Genomic DNA, 24,011 nt, shown 5'->3' with positions numbered 1-24,011 from the left:
TCACCGCTCCGTCTTGGTGGCGTACATGCCCCAGTGCTGGGGCGTGAGCGACAGGTCGGACAGGCTGGACTGGACGAACATCCGTTCCCAGCCGCCGCCGCCCTTCTCCTCCGGGATCCACTGGCGGGTGAACACCTCGCGGGTGGCCGGGTCGCTCATCGCGCGGACGCCCATCAGCGTGTAGTACGAGCTGAGCGACTTCAGGTGGATGAAGTGGTGGATGCGGTCGGACCGGCCGAACGCCTCCTCGTACAGGTAGATGGTGGCGTGGCCGGCGAGCGCCCGGTTCCAGCTCTCGCACAGCGCCCGGGCGAACGCGCGCCCCTCGGCCCGGAACTCGTAGCGCAGCTCGCCGGTGCGGTGCATGAGGATGCCGCAGGTGGCGGAGTTGAGCTGGTCCTCGACCGGCACGTCGGTCTGGAGCTGCGCGGTGGGTACGGTGAACGTGGCGGCGCCCTCGGTGGTCCGCACCGAGTCCGGCGTCTCGTCCGACGTGCCGTACATGCCGAAGGCCGACGGGATGAGCACCGTCTCGTGCAGGTCGCCGTCGAGGAACATCCGGTCCCACGTGCCGCCGCCGCGCGCGGGGTCGATGCGCTGGCGCATGATGATGTCCCGCCAGCCGGCGTCGCGGCTGCCCATCTCGATCAGCGTCTCGTACGCGTGCAGCGACTTCAGGTGCATCAGCCAGTGGAGGCGGTCCTTCGTGCCGAAGGTCTCCTCGTAGACGAACACCGTGATGATGCCGGCGTAGTTGGTGTTGAGGTACTCCGACAGCTCCCGGGCGAACTGCCGGGCCTCGGAGCGGAACTCGGCACGCAACTGACCGACCCGTTCGACGATCACGCCGGCGTTGCCCGAGTGCAGGATCGCGGCCCGGTCGATCGTGGTCTGGGCCTGGGCGGTCGGCAACACGAACGGCGGACTCGATGTGGTGGTCATCGGAGACTCCTTCGCTTCGGCTGGTTCGGTGGGCGCCCGGACACGCTAGTCAGCATCGGACCAGCGGCTCTGCTCACTAATGGCCACCGGCGGACAGTGCCGGCGCAGGACGTCGGCCGCCCCGCGCATCAGCAGTTCGGCTATGACGTCGACGTGCCGCAGCCGCCAGTCGGCCAGTTCGGTGCCGCGCACGTACCTGTTGAAGGCGCCCATCGCCGGTCCGGTGTGGACCTGGAAGTTCGCCCGTTCGGTGGTGTCGCCGCGCAGCGCCACCTCCGTGGCGTGGGCGAAGTACCACTTGAACGCCAGTGCCATCCGCCGTCGCGGGCCGGCGCGCTCCACCTCCGCGGCCCGGCCGGTGTCCCGGTAGTGCCGCTCGGTCTCCCGCCACACCTGCGCGAACGGCCGGCGGAAGGTGGTCCGTTCCACGGCGTCGCGGATCGCGGCGGGCACCTCGTCCCAGGTGTCGTAGCGGTGGTAGAGCTGGAGCAGCTGGGTGGCCCGCGCCGCGAACATCGTGCCACGGCGCAGCACCTGCACGCGGGAGCCGAACTCGAACGTGTCACCGGCCGGCGCGTACGCCGTGTCCTGGATCCCGGCGCCTGCCAGCAGGTCCTTGACCTCGGGTGACGTCCCGGCCTCGGGCGTGGCCTGGTTGATCGACCCGGTGACCACGAAGTCGGCGCCGAGCACGAACGCCGCGGCGACCGCCTCCGGGGTGCCCAGGCCGCCCGCGGCGCCGACCCGGATCCGTTCGTGGTACCGGTGCCGGAGCATCTCCGCGTCGCGCAGCAGGGCGAGGTCCGGCACGAGGGTGAACGGGGACCGCGCGTCGGTGTGCCCGGCCGAGTCGGCCTCGGCGCACAGGTCGCCGCTCACCGGCAGCCGCGCCGCCGCGGCTGCCTCCCCGGCGGACAGCGCGCCCTCGGCCACGAGAGCGGCGAGCATCGCCGGCGGCGGCGGGGCCAGGAACGCGGCCGCGACCTCGGGCCGGGACACCTTCGCCACGACGTGCCGGACGGCGACCGGGGTGCCGTCGGCGCTCAGGTGCGCGCCGGCGAAGCGGAACCGCACCAGGGCCGCGGTGACCCCGGTGTACCCGGCCGCCTCGACGTAGCGGACGTCGTGCCGGACGTACAGCTCCGCCAGCGCCGACTCCAGCGCCGGGTTGTCCGGCATCGCCAGCAGGTTCATGCCGAAGCGGCCCGGACCGGGATCCGCGGTGAGCGAGCGCAGGACCGCCTCGACCTCGTCGCGGTCGAAGCCGCCCGCGCCGAAGAAGCCGAGCAGGCCCGCCTTGCCCAGGCGGGCGACCATCGCCACCGAGCTGATCCCGCGGTACATCGAGCCGGCGAGGTAGGACCACGTGACGCCGTAGTCGGCGCGGAACCGCTGACAGCCGAGCGCCGCCGGTCCCGGATCGCCGCCGTCCGGCACGGCCGGCGCCGCCGCGAGCACCGGACGGAACAGGTCCGTCAGCACACGGCCCGGACCCAGCTCGCGCACCGTGCGCACGCCGCGGCCGACCAGATACGCCATGGTCTCGCGCCACCGCACCGGGCGACGCAGCTGCACGGCGAGCAGGTCGGGCAGCAGCAGCGGGTCGTGCGGCCGGGCGGTCACGTTGGAGATCACCGGCACCCGCGGCGGCGCGAAGCGGACCTGCGACAGCACCTCGGCGAACTCGCCCGCCGCGACGCGCATGTACCGCGAGTGGAACGCGGCGGCCACCGGAAGCGGGACGCATCGGCCCAGACCGGCGCCGGTGACCGCCCGCGCCGCCGCCGACAGCGACTCGCGCGGGCCGGAGAGCGTCACCTGGCCGTCGGCGTTGTCGTTGGCCACGTCCACGTCGTCGACACCGGCGTCGGCGAGTACCCCGGGCAGCCGGTCCAGCCGTTCACCGAGGACGGCGAGCATGCCGCCGCCGGCCGCCCGGGCCATGATCTCGCCGCGGCGGCACACCAGGCGCAGCGCCTCCTCGAAGTCCAGGCAGCCGGCCGCGAACAGCGCCGCGTACTCGCCGAGGCTGTGCCCGGCGAGGTAGTCCGGCGGCGGCTCCTCGTCGCGTGCCGCCAGGTAGGCCAGCGCGCCGACGACGAACAGCGCCGGCTGGGCGTACCGGGTGTCGCCGAGCAGGTCGTCGTCCCGGCACAGCCGGGTCACCGGTACGCCGATGATCCGGTCGGCGGCGGCGCACTCGTCCGGGAAGCGGTCGAACAGGTCACCGCCCATGCCCCGGCGCTGCGCGCCCTGCCCCGGGAACACCCAGGCGGACTTCGGTCGTAAGGACACGACTTGGACTGTCCGGCCCGCCGGACGGACGTGCTGCCCAGAGTTGAGCAGCACGTCCGGTCCGGCGCCGCTTAGGTTGCGGCGAACGCCGGCCTTCGGAGCGGGGAGCGCATGAACGAGCAGACCGCCATCCCGGACCGCGTGGAGATCGTCCTGGACGTCCTGTCGGGCGTGCTGCCGGCCGGGGTCACAGCGGACGCCGACACGGCCCTGGGCGACCTGGGACTCGGTTCCCTCGCCGCCGCGCGGCTGCTGCTGGAGGTCGGCGCCGCGTTCGGCACCGAGCTGCCGACCGACGCGCTGCGCCGCTGCGCCACCGCCCGGGAGCTGGCCGAGCTGGCCGCCCACGCCGCGCCCGCCGGCGCGGGGCTGCGTCCCGACGTACGCCCCGAGCCCGGGCGGCGGCACGAACCGTTCCCGCTCACCCCGCTCCAGGAGGGGTACCTGCTGGCCAAGGCGACCGGTCTGCCCGGCTGCCACCTCTACCGTGAGTACGACGTCGCCGACCTGGACGTGGACCGCCTGCGCGCGGCGTGGGGGCGGCTCGTCGGGCACCACGAGGCGCTGCGGCTCGTGCTGACCCCCGACGGGCGCCAGCGGGTGGCCGAGCGGCCGCCGGACTGGACCATGCCGGTCGGCGACGACGCCGAGGACGTACGCCGGCGCCTCTCCCACCACTCCTACGGCCCGGGCGACGAGCCGTTGTGGACGGTCGAGGTGACCCGGGCCCCGGACGGCGGCGGCGTGCTGCACCTCAGCGTCGACGCGGCGATCGTCGACGGCGCCGGGCTGGAGCTGCTCGTCGGTCAGCTCCGGGCGCTCCACGACGACCCCGGGCGCGAGCTGCCCGCCCCCGGCGCCGGCCTGCGGGACCTCGGCGTGGCCCTCGCCGCCCACCGCGACGGCGACGGGTACCGCGCCGGCCTGGAGTACTGGGCCGACGCGCTGCGCGACCTGCCGCCCGGACCCGCCCTGCCCACCTCCGGCGTGGAGCCCGGCCCGGTGCGGGTGCCGTACACGGCGGCGCTGACGCGACGCGAGTGGGCCGCGGTGACCGCGTACGCGGGCGATCTCGGCGTCTCACCGACCGCTGTGGTGCTCACCGCCTTCACCGAGGCACTGCGGCGGGCCGGCGCCGACGCGGCGTTCTCGCTCGTGCTGACCACGAACAGCCGGCTCTGGCTGCCCGCCGAGGCGGCGGGTGTGCCCGGGCCGTTCACCTCGACCACCGTGTTCGTCGCCGAGGCGACGACCGGGCGGCCGTTCGCCGAGGCCGCCCGGGCGGTCCACGACCGGCTGCGCCGCGACCTCGAGCACGCCGACGTGCCCGGTGTGGCCGCGCTCCGTGAGCTGCGGTCCCGCCGGCTGCCGGTCCCGGCGCAGCTGCCGGTGGTGTTCACCAGCCTGCTCGACGTGGGCGGGACCGGCGCCGACGGCCGGTACGCGGTCAGCCAGACCACTGGCGTCACGCTCGACGCGCAGATCGGCGAGCGCGACGGCGAACTGCGCGTGCGGTGGGACGTCGCGGAGGACGCCTTCGGCCCGGGCGTGGTCGCCGCGACCTTCGCCTGGTTCGTCAACACGCTGCGCTGGCTACGGCCCGTCCCCGACGACGCCGGCCGGCCCCTGAACGACCTCCAGCAGGCGTACTTCGTGGCCCGGACCACGGGCGGCACCGGCCCGTGGAGCGGCTGCCAGGTGGTGCACGCCTTCGCCGTCGACCGGCTCGACCTGCCCCGGCTGGAGGCGGCCTGGCTGGGTCTGCTCGCCGCGCACGAGCCGCTGCGGACCGTCGTCACCCCGGACGGACGGCTGGTCACCTGCGACGACGTGCCGGACCGGTGGCACATCCCGGTGACCGGGCCGGGCGAAGCGGGCGGCGTGCCGTCGCCCGACGCGGTGCAGCGGGACATGGTGGGCCGGGCCTTCCCGCTCGGCCGGCTCCCCCAGGGTGAGCTGCGCGTCCAGGTGGACGAGGCAGGCGGGGCCACCGTGCACGTGGCGCTGGACCTGCTGGTGGCCGACGGCCGAAGCATCCACCTGCTGCTGCGCGAGCTGATGCGCCGCTACGCCGAGCCGGGCACGCCGGTGGCCGGGCCGCCCCGCGCACCGCAGGCGGCACCGGACCCGCACGCCCGCCGGTACTGGCAGGACCGCCTGGCCGACCTTCCGCCCGGCCCGCCGGTCGAGGCGCGCACCGGGCCACGGCGGCGGCGTACCGCCCGGGTGCCGGGCTGGACGCGGATCCGGCGGCTGGCCCGGGAACGCGGCCTCGCCCTCGACGCGCTGCTCATGGCCGCGCTCACCACAGCGATCGGCACCTGCCACCGCGACCGCTTCGCGGTGCCGCTGGTGCGCTGGACGCCGCGGTCCGAGCCGTTCCGGCCCGCCGAGCTGACCGCGCTGAGCTGGCTGGCCGCCGGCGAACCGGGCGAGGGCCTGCTCGACCTCGCCGGGCGCTACGACCGGCAGATCACCGCCGACGCGGCGGCGGACGGCGCCTCGGGCCTGGCCGAGCTGCGGCGGCTGGTGCTGCGGCGGATGCGCGACGGCGGCGCCGGGTACCCGGTCGTGTGCACCGGGCTGCTCGAACTCGGCGACGTGCCGCTGCCGGACGGCGTGACAGCCGGCCCGTGGCTGACGTGCACGCCCGACGTGGCGCTGGACTGCATCGCGATCGACGAGGGCGACGACACGCTGCGGCTGTTCTGGGACGCCACCGAGGGTGCGATCGGCGACGACGACCTGGACCGGATCTTCGACGCGTACCGGTCGGCGCTGGCCGAACTGGCCGACCTCAGCGACGTCGTGTACGGGTGGAACGACACCGCCGTCGAGTTCCCGCACGCCGGGCCGGTGCACCTGCTGTTCGAGGCCCAGGCCCGGACCCGGCCCGAGGCGGTGGCCGTACGCGGGCGCGACGGGACCACGTCCTTCGGTGAGCTGAACGCGGTGGCGAACCGGATCGCGGTCCGGCTGCGCGCCGCGGGCGTCGGCGCCGGGTCCGTGGTCGGGATCAGCGTCGCCCGGGGGCCGCTCATGGTCGCCGCCGTGTACGGCGTGCTCAAGGCCGGTGGCGCCTACCTGCCGGTGGAGCCGTCGCTGCCGCCGGCGCGCGCCGCGCTGATGCTCGCCGACGCGGGCGCGGTCGCGCTCGTCACGACGAGCGACCTGGACCTGCCGGCGCCGGGCCGGCCGGACGGGATCGCCGTGGTCCACGCCGACCGGGTGGGTTCCGCAGCGGTGCCGGATCCGGAGCCGTGCACCGGCGAGGACGACCTCGCCTACGTCATCTTCACCTCCGGCAGCACCGGCCGGCCCAAGGGTGTCGCGGTCACCCACCGGGCCGTGCACAACCTCCTGCACTGGGCGCGCCGGACGTTCCGCTTCGGACCGGAGGACACCGGGCTGTGCGTGACCTCGCTCGGCTTCGACCTGTCCGTGTTCGACATCCTCGGGCTGCTCGGCTACGGCGCCTCGATCTACGTCGCCGACTCCGAGCAGCAGAAGGACCCGGCGCTGCTGCTGGACGTCCTGCTGCGGGAGCCGGTCACGTTCTGGAACTCCGCGCCGACCACCCTGGCGCACGTCGTACCGCTGACCGCCGCGCACCGCGGCCGGCCCGGCACGACCGACCTGCGGCTGGTGTTCCTCAGCGGTGACCACACGCCGCTGTCCCTGCCCGACGAGCTGCGGGCCTGTTTCACCGCCGCCGAGATCGTCAACCTCGGCGGGGCGACCGAGGCCACCGTGTGGTCGAACTGGTACCGCGTCGGGACCGTCGAGCCCGGGTGGCGCAGCATCCCCTACGGCCGGCCGATCGACAACGCCCGCTACTACGTCCTGGACGACGACCGGCGCCCGTGCCGGCCCGGCGTCGAGGGCGACCTCTACATCGCCGGGGAGGTGCTCAGCGCCGGTTACCACAACCGGCCGGACCTCACCGAGGACCGGTTCGTGCCGTGCCCGTTCGGGCCGCCCGGCGACCGGATGTACCGCACGGGCGACCGGGCGGCGTTCCTGCCGGACGGCAACCTGACCTTCCTGGGCCGGGCCGACCACCAGGTGAAGATCCGCGGATTCCGGGTCGAACTCGGCGAGATCGAGCACCGGCTGCGCGGCCATCCGGGCGTCAAGGACGCGGTGGTGGTGGCCCGTGAGGAGGGCGGCGAACGCAAGCTGGTGGCGTACCTGCTGTCCTCCGGCGGCGCCGCACCGGCCGTCCGCGACCTGCGGGCCTTCGCCGCCGAGACGCTGCCCGACTACATGGTGCCGAGCCATCTGGCCGTGCTGGAGCAGTTCCCCGCCACCGACAACGGCAAGCTGGACCGCGCCCGGCTGCCGTGGCCGCTGCCGCCGGTCACGTCGCCGGTCGGGCCGCCGGACCCGCCGGGACCGGCGGACGCTCCGCACGAGCCCGGTGTCCGTCAGGTGCTCACGGAACTGTTCGGCGAACTGCTCGGCGAGACCGTCGACCCGGCGGCCGACCTGTGGGACCAGGGCGCCACGTCGTTCACCATGGTCCAGGTCTCGGCCCGGCTGCACGAGCGTCTCGGCACGCGGGTGCCGGTGGCGGCGCTGCTGGAGAACCCGACGATCGACGGCATCGCCGCGCACCTGTCGCCCGGCACGCCCGCGCCCGTACCCGCGGACCCGTCCCCGGCCGTCGCGCCGCCTCCGCGGACGGTCGACGTGCTCTCCCCCACCGAACGGTCCGCCTTCGCCGCGGCCCGGCTCGACCTGCGCGACGACGGCGAGGCCGTGCCGCTGCCCGGGGAGCGCCCCGCGCCACGGCGGTACCGGCGACGGGCCTCGCGCCGCGACTTCCTCGGCCGGCCCGTGCCGCTGTCCACTGTGGCGGACCTGCTGAGCCTGCTGCGTCCACTGTCCGACGGCGACCGGACGCGGCGGCTGTACCCGTCGGCCGGCGACACCTACGGCGTGCAGGTCTACGTCCACGTGCCCGGCGACCGGGTCACCGGGCTGCCGGCCGGCGTCTACTACCACCACCCCGACGAACACACGCTGCGCCGCATCGGCGACGGATCGGCCCTGGACCGCACCGCGCACTTCGTCTACAACCGCCCGGTGTACGACCGGGCGGCGTTCCAGCTCCTCCTCGTCGGGCAGGCGCGGGCGATCCGCCCGCTCTACGGCGACGACGCCGACCGGTACCTCGCGCTGGAGGCCGGCTACCTCGGCCAGGTGCTGATGGGCGCCCAGGCCGACCACGGGCTGGGACTGTGCCCGGTCGGCGCGGTCGCCGAGGCGCCGGTCCGCGCCGCGTTGCGGCTGGACGACGGCCACGTGTTCCAGCAGGCGTTCCTGTGCGGTCCGGTGACGCCCGACGACGAGGCCGAGACGCCCGGCACCCCCGCCGCCGGTCCGCCGTCCGTCGCCGGGCCGCGCGAGATCGCCGTGGTCGGGGTGGCCGGCCGCTACCCCGGCGCGGACGACGTCGGGACGCTCTGGCGCAACCTCGACGCCGGCCACTGCGCGATCACTCCGCCCCCGCCCGGGCGGGGCTCCGGACCGGCCGGCGGCTACCTGTCCGGCCTGGAGACGTTCGACAGCATGGCCTTCGGGATCGCGCCGGCCGAGGCCGCCGTCCTCGACCCGCAGGTACGCGTACTGCTCGAAGTGGTGTGGGCGTGCCTGGAGGACGCCGGCCACACCCCGGCGTCCCTCGGCCGGGTCGGTGTCTTCGTCGGTGTGATGTGGCACGACCACCGCCTCGCCGGCACCGACCGGTGGCGCGACGGCGACCCGGCCCGGATCTCCGGCACCGGCTCCGAGATCGCCAACCGGATCTCCCACACCTTCGACTTCCGCGGCCCGAGCGTCGCCGTGGACACCTCCTGTTCCTCGGCGCTCACCGCCCTGCGCCAGGCGGCCGAGAGCCTCGACCGGGGCGACTGCGACGCCGCTGTGGTCGGCGCGGTCAACCTGCTGGCGCACCCGTACCACGTGGCGGTGCTGCGCGGTCTGGGCCTGGTCGCCGAGACGCCGCACCCGGCACTGGACGCCACCGCCGCCGGCTGGTCGCCCGGCGAGGGCGCCGGCGCCCTGCTGCTGCGCCGGCTCGGCGACGCGCGCCGGGACCGCGACCGCGTCGACGCCGTGGTGGAGAGCACCTGGGTGGGGCACAGCGGCGCGACGAGCCGCTTCGGCACGCCCGACGCGGCCACCCTCGCCGGGTCGCTCGCCGAGGCGGTGAGCCGGGCCGGGCTCACCCCCGCCGACATCGGATACGTCGAGTGCGCGGCCTCCGGCGCCGCCCTGTCCGACGCCGCCGAGATCGAGGCCGTGGGCCGGTTCCTGGCCGCCGCCGCGCCCGGTCCCGAGGGGGTACGCGTGCCGATCGGCACCCTCAAGCCGAACCTGGGCCACGCGGAGGCCGCATCCGGGCTCGCGCAGTTGACCAAGGTGCTCCTCCAGCTGCGGCACCGCCGGCTCGTACCGACCCTGCTGGCGGAGACGCCCCACCCGCTCGTCGACCTCGACGCGCTGCCGGTGCGGTTCGTGCGCCGGCCCGAGCCGTGGACCGGCGTCCCGCTGCGCGCGCTCGTCACCGCGGTCGGCGCCACCGGCACTGTGGGGCACGTGGTGCTGCGGTCCGACGAGGAGGAACGATGAGCAACCAGTGGATCAAGGGCCCGGCCGACCGGGACGCTCCGATGCTGCTGTACTGCGTCCCGCACGCCGGGGGCGGCGGCTCGTTCTTCCGGCCGTGGCGCGCCGCGCTGGAGCCGTACCTGGGCGTCTGCCCGGTCGTGCTGCCCGGCCGGGAGTCCCGCCTGCGGGAGCCGCCGTACACCAGCATCGACCACCTCGTGCCCCCGCTGGCCGCCGCGATCAGCGCGCACGCGGACCGCCCGTACGCGTTGTTCGGCCACAGCATGGGCGCGGTGGTCGCCTACGAGACCGCCCGGCGGCTGTCCGCCGGTCCGGGCGGCGGCCCGGCACGGCTGTTCGTCTCCGGCCGGCGCGCGCCGCACCTGCCCGCCCGCCGGCCGGACCGGCACACGCTCGGCGCGGACGAGTTCCTGCCCGCGGTCGCGGCGCTCGGTGGCACGCCGGACGAGGTGCTGCGCCGGCACGACCTGATGGCGTTGTTCCTGCCGGGGCTGCGCGCCGACTTCGCGGTCAACGAGACGTACCGGCAGTTGCCCGGCCCGCCGCTGCGCTGTCCCGTGTCGGCGTTCACCGGGGACGCCGACCCGGAGGTCGACGTGGTGGAGATGCGTTCCTGGGCCGACGTCACGTCGGCCGGCTTCAGCCTGCGCGTGTTCAGCGGCGGGCACTTCTACCTGGCCGGCCCGCCCGCCGAGCTGGCCGAGGCGCTGCTGGCCGATCTCGCCGTGCGGTCCTGAGGCGGTCCGGAGACGGTCCTGAGGCGGTCCGGAGACGACGGAACGGGACGGGCCTCTCGCCCGTCCCGTTCCCGTTTCTCCGCGCTCAGGCCGGCAGTGAGGCCACGACCTCCTGCGTCGCCTGGAGCAGGATCCGCGCCATCGTGCGCAGCTCCTCCTCGGTCATCACCAGCGGCGGCACGATCACGATGGTGTCGCTCGGCGCCGAGTGGATGATCATGCCGAGTTCCCGGCACCGCTCGGTGATGCGCGTCGCGACGCCCAGCTCCATCGGGAACGGCTCGCGCGTCTCCACGTCGGCCACCAGCTCGACGGCGGCCAGCAGGCCGCACTGCCGGACGTCGCCGACGTGCGCCACGCTGCGGAACTTGTCCAGCTCCTCGGCCAGGACCACGGCCTGCGCCTGGCCGTGCCGGATCAGGTCGTCCTTCTCGAACAGGTCCAGGCTCGCCAGCGCCACGGCGACGGCGAGCGGGTTGCCGGAGAACGTGTGCCCGGACAGCAGCATCTTGCCGTCACCGCGGAACGCGTCGAACACCTCCGCCGACGCCATCGTCGCCGTCAACGGCATGTACCCACCGGTCAGGCCCTTGCCGACGCAGAGGATGTCGGGCGACACGCCGTCGGCCTGGCAGGCGAACATCGGGCCGGTACGGCCGAAGCCCACACCCAGCTCGTCGGCGATGAGCAGGACGCCGTACCGGCGGGCGATCTCGGCGACCCGGGCCAGGTGACCGTCGCGCGCCACGATCATGCCGCTGACGTTCTGCACGCGCGGCTCCACGAGCACGGCGGCGACCTCGTCGCCCTCACGCTCCAGCACCTCCTCCAGCGTGTCCGCGCAGGCAAGGTTGCAGTTGTTGTTGCACAACCCGCAGCGGTACGCGTACGGCTGGGCGAACGAGCTGGTCTCGCGCAGCAGCGGCTGGTAGAAGTTCTTCAGGATCGTCATCTGGCCCACCGACAGCGCGCCGATGGTGTCGCCGTGGAAGGCCCCGCCCATGGACACGAACTTGTTGCGCTGCGGCGATCCCTTGAAGACCCAGTAGGAGTACGCCATCTTCATCGCCGTCTCCACGGCGCTGGAGCCGGACTCCAGGAACAGCACCTTGTCGATGCCCTCCGGGGCGAGCCGGACCAGCCGGTCGGCGAGTTCCGCCGCGCCCGGGTGGGTCATGCCGTAGAGCGTGGTGTGCGCGATCTTCGCCGCCTGCGCGGCCAGCGCCTCGTTCAGTTCCCGACGTTGGTGGCCGTGGATGTTCACGCCCAGCGAGGAGCCCGCGTCGAGATAGCGGTTGCCGTCGCTGTCCACCAGGTAGACACCCTCGCCGTGGGTGATCACCAGGGGCTTGGCGTTGAGGTAGGCGTCGGTGGGGGTGTACGGGTGCCACACGCGCTGCTGGTCCAGCGTGCGCAGGCGTTCGGTCTCCGTGGTTTCGAGGTCCATGCGTCGGCGCTCCGTCATCGAAGGGAACCAGGACAACAGCACGCAGTCCACCGGAAGAGGGCCGGTGACGTCTGCGCAGTAGTGCGCAGGGTGGCCGGTGCTCAACTCTGAGCAGAGGTGTCGCCATGGCCCGGAAATGCTCATCCGGAGCCGGCGCCGACCGGTGCGGCCGAACGCTGGAGAGGGGACGCCGACGTGACGACCTCCGAACAACCGGACCTGATGTCACCAGCCGCACGGGACACGGCCTACGACACCTACGCCGCCCTCCGCGACACCAACCCGGTCTCCCGGGTTCGGATGCCCACCGGCCAGGACGTCTGGCTGGTCACCGGCTACGACGAGTGCACCAGCTTCCTCACCGACTACCACCGGTTCAAGACCAGTCCGACAGTGATGCCCGAGGGCATGGAGGCGCCGGCGCTGCCCGAGGCTGTGGTACGGCTGCTCGGCGGCAGCATGGGCAGCGTCGACCCGCCCGAGCACACGCGGCAGCGCCGGCTGGTGCAGCAGGCGTTCACGCCGCAGTACGTCGAACGGCTGCGCCCCGGCGTCCAGCAGATCACCGACCAGCTGGTCGACGGGCTGCTCGAACGCGAGGGACGGACCTTCGACCTGGTCGAGGACTTCGCGGTGCCGCTGCCGCTCACCGTCATGTCCGACATGCTCGGCATCCCCCGCGCCGACCGGGACCGGTTCCGGCTCTGGTCGGAGCTGCTGCTGTCGCTGGATCCGACCTCCGCGCAGTCCGCGCCGCAGGGCATGAGCCCGGCCGAGGTGATGGCGGAGATCGAGGAGTTCGTGCGCTACCTGGACGCGCTGATCCAGCGCAAGCGCGCCGAGCCCGGCGACGACCTGATCTCCGGGATGGCCCTGGCCGAGGCCGACGGCGAGCGGATGAGCGACGACGAGCTGCTGAAGATGGTGGCGCTGCTCGTGGTCGGCGGTCTCGGCACCACGCAGCACCTGATCGGCAACATGGTCCTGGCGCTGTTCCGCAACCCCGAGCAGTTGCAGCTGCTGCGCGACAAGCCCGAGCTGGCGCCGGGCGCCGTCGAGGAGATGCTGCGCTACCACGGCCCGATCGAGATCAGCTTCCCGCGGTTCGCCGCCGAGGACACCGAGATCGGCGGCGTGCCGATCAGCCGCGGCGAGATGGTCATCGGGGTCCTCGCGGCCGCCGACCGCGATCCGGGCCGCTACCCGGAGCCGGACCGGCTCGACATCGAGCGGACCGCCAACCGGCACCTCGCCTTCGGCCGGGGCGCCCACATGTGCCTGGGCGCGCCGCTGGCCCGCGTCGAGGGGCAGGTCGCCATCACCACGCTGCTCGCCCGGATGCCCGACCTGCGCCCGGCGGAGAGCCTCGACGAGACGCCCTGGCGGCCCGGGCTCACGCTGCGCGGGCTGACCGCGCTCACGGTCGAGTTCTGACCGGGCCGGCGCGACCGGCTCCCACTGCGGTTCGGCCGGCCGGCCGGTGAGCATCCGACCGAACCGCAGAGGGAGGAGACGACGTGGCGAACGCCATCGTCGCTGACGGGCTACGCAGACAGTTCGACAAGGTGACCGCGCTGGACGGCCTGGACCTGGTGGTGCCGGAGGGCACCATCACCGGGATCCTCGGGCCGAACGGCGCGGGCAAGAGCACCGCCGTCCGGCTGCTCACCACACTGCTCGCCCCGACCGGCGGCCGGGCCGAGGTGGCCGGGTTCGACGTGGTCACCCAGGCCGCCGAGGTACGCCGGGTGATCAGCCTGTCCGGGCAGCACGCCGCCGTCGACGAGAACCTCTCCGGGTTCGAGAACCTGGAGATGCTGGGCCGGCTGCTGCACCTGGGCGCCCGGCAGAGCCGGCAGCGGGCCGACGAGCTGCTGCAACGCTTCGACCTCGTGGACGCCGCCGGACGCCGGGCGAAGGAGTACTCCGGTGGCATGCGGCGGCGCCTCGACCTGGCCGCCGCGCTGATCCGTACCCCCCGGGTGCTGTTCCTGGACGAGCCGACCACCGGCCTGGACACCCGGAGCCGGACGGCGCTCTGGGACACCATCGGCGAGCTGGTCTCCGGCGGCATGACGCTGCTGCTGACCACGCAGTACCTCGAGGAGGCCGACCGGCTGGCCGACCAGATCGTGGTGATCGACCACGGCCGGGTGGTCGCCGGCGGCACGCCGGACGAGCTGAAGCGGCGGGTCTCCGGCACCAGCCTGGAGATCACGGTCGGGCCGGACGCCGACCTGACCGCCGCGCAGGCGGTACTCACCTCGCTCGGCACCGGTGCGGCCAGCGTCGACGAGACAGCCGGCCGGATCTCCGTGCCGGCCGGGGACGGGGTGGACACGCTCCTGGCCGGCGCGCGGCTGCTGCGCCAGGCCGGCATACCGGTCCGGGACGCCGCGCTGCGCACGGCGACGCTGGACGACGTCTTCCTCGCCCTCACCGGCGGCCCCGGCCGGCGCACAGGCGACGAGCCCGTCAAGGAGACCGTGGAGGAGAAGCAGTGAACGCCGTCGTACTGGCCTTCGGTGAGGGCGTCGTCGTCGCGAAGCGCAACCTGCGGATGATCCTGCGCGTACCCGAGATGCTGCTCAACGCCGCCATCGCGCCGGCGATGATGACGCTGCTGTTCGGCTTCATCGTCGGCGGCGCGATCGACGCGCAGGGGGTGCCGTACCGCGAGTACCTGCTCGGCGGCATCTTCGTGCAGGCGGTCCTCTTCGGTGCCGTCAACACCGGCACCGCGATCGCCGCCGACCTGCGCAACGGCATCGTCGACCGGCTGATGTCGATGCCCATCTCCCGGTCCGCGGTGCTCGTCGGCCGCACCACGAGCGACCTGGTGAACAGCGGGGTGGTCATCACCGTCACCGCGCTGCTCGGCCTGGTCGTCGGGTGGCGCAGCCGCACGTCGCTGCCCGAGGCGGCGCTGGGGTTTCTGATCCTGCTGGCGTTCGCGTACGCGCTGTCGTGGCTGATGGCAGTGGTGGGGCTGGCGTCCCGGGCGCCGGAGGCGGTCAGCAGCACCGGCTTCACCATCGCCATCCCGCTGGGCTTCCTGTCCAACGCATACGTGCCGATCGACTCCATGCCGGGCGTCCTGCAACCGGTCGCCGAGTGGAACCCGGTCTCGGCGATCGTCCAGGCGGTCCGGGTCCAGTTCGGCAACGTCGACCCGTCCACCGCGCCGGACGTCTGGCCGCTGCAACACCCGGTCGCCGCCTCCGGGCTGTGGATCGGCGCTCTGCTGGCCCTGTCGATCCCCCTGGCGATCGCCCAGTTCCGCAGGTCCGCCGGGCGCTGAGGCGCCTCGCAGACGACGACTCCGCCCGCGCCGTCGGCGTGCGGGCGGAGTCGTCGTCCGTGGGGGCCTACTCCACCAGGACGCGGTCCGGCGCGCGGCGGCGCAGCCGGCTGGAGCGTCGCAGCGACCGCAGCCACATCAGGGTGCCGCCGCCGTCGAGCAGGAACGACAGCATCGCCAGCGCGAGCACGTCCGCCCAGGTGAACTGGCCGGTCATCTCGTCACCGCGGAAGAAGCCGACGACCCGGACCAGGTAGAACCACAGCAGCGGGATCGTCGCGGTGAACAGGACGGCCAGGGCCACGACGCGGCCCAGCACCCAGACGACCGCGTAGATCCGGATGGTGCGCATCTCGCCGCGCCCCACCCCGGACTGGTCGATGAGCCGGCGGCGCAGCACCCGCCGGACGAGGTTGCGCAGGTAGGCGCCGGTGTCGGCCATCAGGCTCCGGGTGTCCAGCGCCGTCGTGATCAGGTAGTAGAAGTCGGTACGCAGGAACAGGAACGTCTGCCAGAGCAGCCGGATGAACGAGGTGAACAGCACGCCGGCCACCACCAGCCGTACCGGCTCCGGCAGGCCGAGGACGCCGACGTCGTTCAGCCACAGCGTGATGAACAGCAGTGCCGCGCCGATCACGTCGACGAGCGGCCCGACCAGCACCGCGACGAAACGTTCCCGCTTGGACGCCATCCACATCCCGGACAGGTCGGTCTGCGCGACGATGGCGTACATCTGGTTGCCGACAGTCATGCGGGCCGACGTGCCGGCGGCGCGCGCTCCCACGACGTGGGCCAGCTCGTGCAGCCACACGCCGATCACCGCGATGCCGAGGACGACCAGCAGGTAGGCCCAGAAGTGGGAGTGGAACATGAGGCTGGACGGTCCGGGCACCAGCCCGGGCCGGTCGACGGCCATCGCGACCGCGACTCCGACGATCACTCCGCAGACGGCGAGCACGGGCCGGCTCAGCAGGCGCCGCGCGGCCTGCGGGGACAGCCACTCCAGGTGTCCGGGGCGTGGCGGCCGGGCCGGTTCGGCGTCCGGTGGCGGGTCGTGCGCGCCGGCCGGGGCGAGGAACCCCTCGTCGGCCAGCGCCTGGAGGAACGCGTCGGCGTCCGGTGACGCCTCGTGCGTCGCCTCGAAGCGGCGGACGGCCTCACCGACTGTGGCGCCGTCGCGCAGCCACTCCAGCAGGTCGAGGCCCTCGGCCGGGATGGACAGGTAGACCTGACGACTGTCGTCACCGATCACGGCGAAGTCACCGTCTCTGCGGGCGGTGTACGGCCGGACCAGGACCGGTGCGTCGAGGGCGAACTCGGTCACTGTGGGACCTCTCCTCTGACGGTGCGGGACTGGGCGCAGGGGCGGGGGTCCGGCAGCCGGACCCCCGCCCCCGTGTCACCGGGTTCAGTTCAGCGCGGGCGCGCACGGGGCGACGGTGCTGGCCTTGATGGACTCCAGCTTGCGCACCGGGAGCGACTTCTTGGGCGCGGTCTCCTTGGTCATGGGAACACCTCCTCTCCACCTCTCGTCGGGACGGGGGGCACCCGCCGGCCGGCTTCGGCGGGAGATCGTGTGCCGAGGGCGTCGTCGCCGGCGACGAATCGCGCGGCGAGGTCGACGAGGCTCTCCTCGGCGTGGAACAGCGACAGGTGGTCGCCGTGCTCGGCGACGTGCAGGACGGACCCGGCGATCCGGGCGGCCACGGCCCGCGACCCGGCGGGGTGCGCCGTGTGGTCGTCCTCGCTGGTGACGACGAGCGTGCGCGTGGTCAGCCCGGCGAGGTACGGGCGCAGGTCCGTGCCCATGATCGCGCCGTTGAGCCGGCAGTACCGGCGCAGCAGTTCCGGCGTCGCGTACGGGTACGTGACCAGGTGCGCCAGCCGTGGCGGGGCGACACCGAGCATGGTGTTGGTGAGCACCGCGTGCACCGCCGCGGCCTGCTGCGGGCTGCGGGCGGCCATCGCCATCAGGGCCTGCAGGTTCTGCTGGTGGTCGGTCTTCGGGCTCTCGTCGCCGAGGTCGAAGTCGCCGTGCCAGAGGCTCAGCGACGACACCCGCTCCGGCGCCCGCGCGGCCGCGACGACCGCGAGCACCGCGCCGCCGCACAGGCCGATCAGGTGCGCGCGGCGCAGCCCGAACCGGTCCAGCACCGCGAGGAGGTCGTCGGCCTGGGCCACCACGCCGGTGTCGGCGGAGAATCCGTCCACGTCCGCGAACAGGCCCCGCGTCTCGGGGACGAGCACGTGGAAGTCGCGGGACAGCCGGCCGGCCCAGCCCTCGGCGAGCCGGGCGGGCATCCCGCACGCGGACACCATCAGCACGGGCGGCCGGTCCGGGTCGCCGGCGGCGTACGTGGGCAGCACCACCCCGTCGCCGGTACGCACGTCGGTGCACCGGAAGCGGCAGGTGAAGTCCTGTTCGCGCGCCTCGGCGACCACGCGCGGCTCGTCCGCCGGCGGCGGTGCCGGGTTCGCGTCGAGGTCCAGCAGGTCGCTCACCACCCGCTCGAAGGGGCCGAGGTCGGCGGCGTCGGTCACCGGCGCCGGCGCCGGCACGTCCAGCCGGTCGCACAGCCGGGCCAGCGCGGCCGCGGTGGCCGGGTCGGCGCACCGCACCCGCACCGGTGGCGGCAGCACCCGCAGCAGCGGACCCGCCGCCAGCAGCGCGGCGGCCAGATCCCGCCCCGGCGTCACGCGCCCGCTCCGATCCACTCGTAGCTGCGGTGGTAGGCGCGGACGCCGGTGCAGGCGAGCAGCGTGCGCGCACCGGCCACCCGGTCCAGCACCTCGGCGTACCGCCCCGGGTCGATCCGCTTGTCCGCCACCGGCACCAGGCAGTCGGCGTTGTCGGCGAGGATCCGCTTGTACTCGTCGAACGTCAGCTCGCACCGGCCGGCGAGGTGCTCGCCGATGCGCATCCGGCCGACCTCGGCGGTGGACCGGCCGTCGACCAGGCCGCTGTAGAACTCGGCGGCGCAGCCCGAGCCGTACGAGTACATCCCGACCCGTACCGGGTCGTCCGGCCGCAGGTGGTCGATCAGGCTGGCCAGGGCCAGGTAGACCGAGCCGGAGCAGAGGTTGCCGACCAGCCGCGGGTACTCCAGGCCGGGCGCGACCCGGCGGGCGAAGTCCGCGTCGGCGTCGGGCAGCCGGTGCTCGCGGGCGAGCTTGCGGTGCGCCGCGCGGACGATGCCCGCGAACGGCGTGTGCATGGCCAGCCCGGCGAACGTGGTGGCGAAGTCGACGTCCGCCACCTTCTCCGCGTAGTGCGCGTAGGCGTTCGTCAGGCAGTCCAGGTAGGCGAACAGCGAGCGGTCGGCGTCGGCGACGTCGAACGTCGGGCCCGGCCGGGCCGAGTCGAACGTCTCGTAGCTGTGCGTCCCGAACGCCCCGAGGTCCACGTCGAGCACCCGCGGGTCGTCGCCGAGCAGCACCGCGGCGGCGCCGGTACCCATCGCCGGCTCGGTGTACGAGGCGTTCTCGTTCACCAGTGACACGTCCGTCGCGATCACCAGCGCCTTGGCGCCCGGTGACAGGCCGGCGGCGAGGTAGCCGCAGGCGAGCTGAAGCGCCCCGGTCGCGGCGTAGCAGGCCTGTTTCACCTCCAGCATCCGGCAGCGGCGGCTCAGCCCGAGGTGCCGGTGCACGTACGAGGCGATCGACTTGCTCAGGTCCAGGCCGGACTCGCTGGAGGTCACCAGCAGGTCGATCCGGTCGCGGTCGGCCTCGTCCATCGCGTCGAGGATCGGCTTGGCGGCGTTCACCGCGTGCGTGACCGGATCCTCGAACGGCAGCGCGACCGACTTCGCGGTCATCATCAGGTTGCCGAGGCGGGCCGCGTCCAGGCCGCGCCCCTCGAACAGGACCGGCACCGCGACGGAGGCCACCCCGCAGTACACGTTCAGGGCCTCGATGCCCACGTTCATGCCGTCACCTCGCAGAGGTACGCGACCAGGTGGTCGATGTCGGGCAGGTCGCTGAAGCTGCCGAGGGGCTCGTCGACGCCGAGCCGCTCACGGAGGGTCAGGATGATCTCGACCCGGTCGATCGAGTCGGCGCCCAGGTCGCGCAGGTGCGCGTCCCCCGGGATCCGGTCGCCGGGGACCGCCGGCAGGATCTCGGTGATCACCTCGTGGACCACCCGCCGGACCGCTTCGTCGCTGGCGCTCACGTCGTTCCCTCCGTCCGGGTCTGCGCAAGGGCCACCGCGAGCGGCCGTCCGGTGTCGCGGTCGGCGAGCACCACCCGGACCGTCTCGTCGGCGCCGGGCACGTCGCCGCCCGGCCGCCGGGACACCCGCACCCGCAGCACCGCGCCCACGTCGGCGTTGCCGAGGTAGCTCATCCGCTGGTCCAGCACGATCCGCCGGAGGAAGCCGGCGTCGGTGCCGCCGCGGTGCCGCCACAGCCGCAGCGACGCCCAGTCCACGATGGAGAAGTAGGACGCGAAGTAGAGCAGCCCCACCCCGTTGAGGTCGCGGCTCGGATCGACCGGGTAGTCCAGCGCCAGCCGGTCCAGCGGGTCGGACGGGTCGGGCTCGGCGCCGAGGGCGCGCAGTTCGGCGTACGCGCGCCGGGGCGAGTGCCGCGCGGGCAGCACGGGCAGGTGCCCGTGCCGGAACCCCGGTGGGGACGCGCTGCGCAGGTCGCCGTTGCCGCCGGACGGGCCGCGCACCACCCAGCGGTTGAAGTTCTGCGCGTACAGGCATCCCGGGTCGGGGTGGGCGTAGAACTCGTCCGGGTCGACGACGCGTCCCGGCCGGTCGCCGCGCCGGATCTCGTGCAGCGTCAGCACCGACTCGCTGCCGGAGGCGAAGGACCGCGAGTCCACCCGCAGCACGTCGCCGAAGGTCATGCCGCGCACGTGCAGGTCCGCGCCGCCGCGCAGGTGGATGTAGTGGAACGCCAGGTAGGTCGGCATCCCGTCGGCGTCGCGGGCGGTGTAGACGTTGGTGTCGCAGAGCGCGCTGACGGTGTCCCAGGTCCAGTCGCCGACCTGGCCGACGAACAGCGACCCCGGCCCGCACATGCCGGGCCGCACCACAGTCGTACGGGTCGTCGCGTCGGGACCGAGCAGTTCCAGCTCGGGAGTCAGGACGGTCACGACCCCTCCCCTCCGGCGCCGCGCAGGAAGTCGGTCAGGATCCGGTTGCACTCCCGAGGGCTGGTCAGATACGGGAAGTGGCCGGCATCGGCGATCTCCTCGTAGCGGGCGTCCCTGATGCCCTGGTGCAGCAGCCGCGCCGTCTCCGACGGGATGACTGTGTCGTGCCGGCCCTGCACCACGAGCGCTGGCAGGTCCAGCTCGCCCAGCCGGTCGCGGAGGTCCGGCCGGGCCGCGAACACGTCGAGGTAGCGCAGCCCGGTCTGGGGGTCCATGCTCTCGCAGCGCAGCAGCAGCGCCTCCACGGCGGCCCGCTCGTGCCGCAGCCGGTCCGCGCCGGACCCCTCGATCGTGCGGTCGAGGTCCTGGGCGGCCACGACGGCCAGCCGGTTGATCTCACCGACCCGGTTGCCGATCTTGTAGGAGCTGCCGAGCAGGATCAGCGAGGCGGTGTCCTCCGGATGGTTCAGGGCGAACGTGAGCGCGACCAGGCCGCCGAACGACGCGCCCGCGACGTGGACCGGGCCGTCGACCCCGATCTCCCGCAGCACCCGCAGTTCGAGGGCGGCGATCCCGTCCAGGGTGAGGTCGGCCGAGGCGGTGCTCGCCCCGACGCCGGGGTGGTGGACGCTGATCACCTGGTACCGCCCGGCCAGCGCCTCGAACTGGCGCGCGAAGACGCCCGCGCCGATGTTGAACGGGTGCGCGAGCAGCAGCGGCGGTCCGTCGCCGGCGGTGAAGACCTCCACCTGGGCGCCGGCCACCGGCACCACCCGTCGGCGTACGGCCGGCTGGTGTTCCCGCAGCACGGTGCCGTTGTCGTCGGCCGGCGCCTGGTCGCGCAGCGCCTGCCGGACGTCCTCGGGCACCCGGTCGGCGGGCTGGTAGACCGCCCGGGCCGCCTCCCCGGCCGTGCGGACCCCGCCGGTGACCAGTTCGGGAATCTCTCCCGGTGCGGCGGCGAGCGCGGAGACGGCGGCCACCACCGCCTCGGCGTCGTCGGGCCCGAAGCCGACCGGCACTGCCAGCCGGACGGTGCCGGCGAGCGGCCCTCCGATCGCCAGGTGCGGCGCGCCCCGGACTCCGGCGCCGGCGTAGAGCCAGGCCAGCCCGGACATCGTGGGGTGCTCCTGACCGGCCAGGCCGGGCATCCGGGCGAGGTCGAGCAGGACACAGTGGGCGCCGTCGACGTCCACGACCGGCAGGCCGGCCGCCCGCAGGCCGTCGCGGAGCACCGCGACCGCGGCGACGCGCCGCCGGACCAGTTCCGTGACGCCCCGGCGGTCCGCGAGGGCGGCCCGCAGCGTCATCCGGGTGGCCCGGTCCACCTCGGAGCCGCGCCGCGCCACGTGCTCGCGCAGCCGCGCCGCCAGTTCCGGGTCGCGGGTAGCGACCAGGCCGCCCGCTGTGACGCCGAAGTCCTTGGACAGGCTGAGCGTCGCCGTGTCGGCGACGGCGAGCAGGTCCCGCACCACCGCCCAGGGATCCCCGCCGGGGCCGGCGAGCGCGACGGCGTTGTCGACGACGCGGCTGGCGTCCAGGACGAGCGGCACCCCGTGCGCGGCGGTGACGCGGCGCAGCTCCCGGAGGGCGCCGGGTTCGACTGGTACGCCACCGGCGGCGTTGTTGGCCGCCTCCGCCACCACGAACGACACCGACCCGGCGGGCCGGCGGGTCAGCTCCGCCGCGAACGCCTCGATCGTCTCCGGGTCGAGCCGGCCCACCCCGACGGCGACCGGTTCGTAGCCGAGGTCGGCGAGCGTCGACAGCCAGGTCGGGAAGGCCGCCGCGTGCAGCACGACGCCGCGCGGGCCGGGGTGGCAGCGGCACAGCAGTTCCTCGGCCGTCCGCCCGGACCGGGTCGGCACCACCTCTGGCATGGGCAGCCAGTCGTGCGCGGTGAGCTCCGGCGGGCCGGACCGTTCGGCGAGCAGCCGCGTCCGGGCGGCGACGAAGCCGTCCGCCCGCTCCGCCCACGAGTCGGTGAGCAGGTCGAAGGGGACCAGCTCGGTCGGCAGGGCGAGCGCGTTGTACCCGTGCGCGGCCAGCAGATCCGTACGTCCCGGCCGCAGCGCCGGGTCCGGCGGCGGGCCCGCGTCCTCCGGCGGCGCGGCGTTGTGCGACGGCACGGCGGCGTCCGGCGGCACGATGGCGTGCGGCGGCGGTGCGGCGTCGTTCAGCGGCGCGGGATCGGCGGGGGCGCCGTCCACGAGGTCCGGATTGGCGATCATCAGGATGATGTCGGTGACCGACGTACGGTCGCCGGTCGCCGGCTGGCACAGGTAGATCGGCGTGTTCTCGGGCCGGAACTTGTTCTTGAACTGGAAGTTGCCCGGCCCGAAGACGCCCACCGAGTGCAGCTCCGCCAGCGCGTCCGCCACCGCCGGGTCGGCGTTCGGCGACTCGGTGATGGAGACGCCGAAGCTCGCCCCGAAGCTGAACGACGTGCAGCCCTCGGCGGCGGTCACCTCGATGATCCGGACGATCGCCCACTCCAGGCCACCGGCGGGCATCTCGTCGGCATAGAACTCCAGATCGAGCAGGTATCCCCGCTCGGACGGGATCCGGGTGACGATGACCGCGTTGACGAGAACGTCGTCCACACGGGTGAGGAAGACCCGGTGCCGGGGGTCGAGCGTGCCGCCGCCGATCTCCTCCCGGACCACGCCGACGTACGGGTTCACCATCTGCTTGCGGCGACCCCAGGAGTCGATCAGACCGACGATCTGCCGGTCGGTCTCCGGCGACGCGCCGGCCTGGTACTCCTCGATCCGGCAGTCACCGGCCCGCTCGAACCGGTGCAGGAGGCTGCGCAGGCGCTGCATCCGGCCGCCCCGTACCGTGAACGAGGCCAGGTCCGTCAGGCGCTGCACCGCCCCGAACGGGGTCGCGGTGACCGGTTCCCCGGCGACCTCGGTCAGGTGGGCCAGGGACAGGAAGTTGGGCCGCAGGCCGTTGCGCCGCGCCCACGCGATCCACTCCGCGACGAGGTCGTGGAAGTGGTCGTGGTGCCCGACGAAGCTCCAGGCGAACACGTCGTCGCCGCGGACCGAGAAGTTGACGTAGCCGGCCCGTGCCGAGTCGACGAACGCGTACGGTGCGATGTCCCGTCCGGCCAGCCCGCCCTCCTTGGCGTGGCGGCGGTCGAGGTCGGCCAGGATGTCACGCAGCGCCGGGCGGCCGGGCAGGGTCCGCTTGCGGACGACTACCGGCTCGCCGTCGATCTCGGCGCCGCTCTCGATCGTCCGGCCGGTGGCCCGTGGACCGGTGCCCGTCTCGGTCCGGACGCCGGTCCCGGCGGACCGCCCGGCCAGGAACGCGGTGAGGTCGGGCATCGTGGGGTGGTCGAACAGCAGGGTCTTGGGCAGCGCGCCGTAGCGCTGTTCCAGGGCGCCGACGACCCGCAGCATGTCGAACGAGGTGAGGCCGCTGTCGGCGAACGTCCGGCCGGGCTCGACGGCACGCTCCAGCACCCCGGTCACGATCTCCTCGACGCCGTCTCCGGCCGGTGTGACCGGGCGTGATGCCTGCGTACCGGCGGCCACGA

14 protein-coding genes are annotated in these 24,011 nt (G+C 74.1%); 5 read left to right on the top strand and 9 right to left on the bottom strand.

Features of this window, described 5'->3' with window-relative positions:
- On the bottom strand, positions 1-942 hold the full coding sequence (locus ABD52_RS02910) for a DUF6039 family protein (protein ID WP_013287029.1): 942 nt from the start codon (positions 940-942) through the stop codon (positions 1-3).
- A gap of 45 nt (positions 943-987) precedes the next feature.
- Positions 988-3,237, bottom strand: coding sequence for an ACP S-malonyltransferase (fabD, locus tag ABD52_RS02905; RefSeq protein WP_235437313.1), 2,250 nt, complete (start codon positions 3,235-3,237; stop codon positions 988-990).
- A gap of 111 nt (positions 3,238-3,348) precedes the next feature.
- Between fabD and ABD52_RS02900 the strand changes: the two genes are divergently transcribed.
- A complete protein-coding gene (locus tag ABD52_RS02900; protein ID WP_047890692.1) occupies positions 3,349-9,873 on the top strand; it encodes a non-ribosomal peptide synthetase in 6,525 nt (2,174 codons plus the stop codon).
- Positions 9,870-10,610, top strand: coding sequence for a thioesterase II family protein (locus tag ABD52_RS02895; protein ID WP_013287032.1), 741 nt, complete (start codon positions 9,870-9,872; stop codon positions 10,608-10,610). The genes ABD52_RS02900 and ABD52_RS02895 overlap by 4 nt, the downstream gene beginning before the upstream one ends.
- Before the next feature lie 85 nt (positions 10,611-10,695).
- Here ABD52_RS02895 and bioA read toward each other — a convergent pair whose 3' ends face one another.
- The gene (gene bioA, locus ABD52_RS02890) at positions 10,696-12,057 is read right to left on the bottom strand and encodes an adenosylmethionine--8-amino-7-oxononanoate transaminase (protein ID WP_013287033.1); all 1,362 of its coding nucleotides are present in this window, start codon (positions 12,055-12,057) and stop codon (positions 10,696-10,698) included.
- Between the two features lie 195 nt (positions 12,058-12,252).
- Between bioA and ABD52_RS02885 the strand changes: the two genes are divergently transcribed.
- From ABD52_RS02885 to ABD52_RS02875, 3 genes are all read left to right on the top strand, one after another.
- Positions 12,253-13,491 (top strand): cytochrome P450, encoded by a 1,239-nt coding sequence (locus ABD52_RS02885; RefSeq protein ID WP_047890691.1) that lies wholly within the window; start codon positions 12,253-12,255, stop codon positions 13,489-13,491.
- 83 nt (positions 13,492-13,574) lie between these two features.
- Positions 13,575-14,561, top strand: coding sequence for an ATP-binding cassette domain-containing protein (locus tag ABD52_RS02880; protein WP_047890690.1), 987 nt, complete (start codon positions 13,575-13,577; stop codon positions 14,559-14,561).
- A complete protein-coding gene (locus ABD52_RS02875; RefSeq protein ID WP_013287036.1) occupies positions 14,558-15,358 on the top strand; it encodes an ABC transporter permease in 801 nt (266 codons plus the stop codon). Before ABD52_RS02880 ends, ABD52_RS02875 begins: the two co-directional genes overlap by 4 nt.
- Positions 15,359-15,425: 67 nt before the next feature.
- Here ABD52_RS02875 and ABD52_RS02870 read toward each other — a convergent pair whose 3' ends face one another.
- The 6 genes from ABD52_RS02870 to ABD52_RS02845 form a co-directional block, all read right to left on the bottom strand.
- Positions 15,426-16,682, bottom strand: a complete 1,257-nt coding sequence (locus tag ABD52_RS02870) for a hypothetical protein (RefSeq protein ID WP_047890689.1) — start codon at positions 16,680-16,682, stop codon at positions 15,426-15,428.
- Positions 16,683-16,861: 179 nt separating this feature from the next.
- Positions 16,862-18,055, bottom strand: a complete 1,194-nt coding sequence (locus ABD52_RS02865) for an alpha/beta fold hydrolase (protein WP_047890688.1) — start codon at positions 18,053-18,055, stop codon at positions 16,862-16,864.
- A complete protein-coding gene (locus ABD52_RS02860) occupies positions 18,052-19,287 on the bottom strand; it encodes a hydroxymethylglutaryl-CoA synthase family protein (protein ID WP_047890687.1) in 1,236 nt (411 codons plus the stop codon). Before ABD52_RS02860 ends, ABD52_RS02865 begins: the two co-directional genes overlap by 4 nt.
- A complete protein-coding gene (locus ABD52_RS02855; protein ID WP_047890686.1) occupies positions 19,284-19,532 on the bottom strand; it encodes an acyl carrier protein in 249 nt (82 codons plus the stop codon). Before ABD52_RS02855 ends, ABD52_RS02860 begins: the two co-directional genes overlap by 4 nt.
- Entirely contained in the window at positions 19,529-20,464 is a 936-nt protein-coding gene (locus tag ABD52_RS02850; RefSeq protein ID WP_047890685.1) for an LnmK family bifunctional acyltransferase/decarboxylase, read from the bottom strand. The genes ABD52_RS02855 and ABD52_RS02850 overlap by 4 nt, the downstream gene beginning before the upstream one ends.
- On the bottom strand, positions 20,461-24,011 hold a 3,551-nt coding region (locus tag ABD52_RS02845; protein ID WP_047890684.1), incomplete at its 5' end, for an alpha/beta fold hydrolase. The genes ABD52_RS02845 and ABD52_RS02850, both read right to left, overlap by 4 nt.

The organism is Micromonospora sp. RV43 (assembly GCF_001029515.1).
Taxonomy (GTDB): domain Bacteria; phylum Actinomycetota; class Actinomycetes; order Mycobacteriales; family Micromonosporaceae; genus Micromonospora; species Micromonospora aurantiaca.
This window is presented reverse-complemented; position numbering and strand designations above follow the sequence as displayed.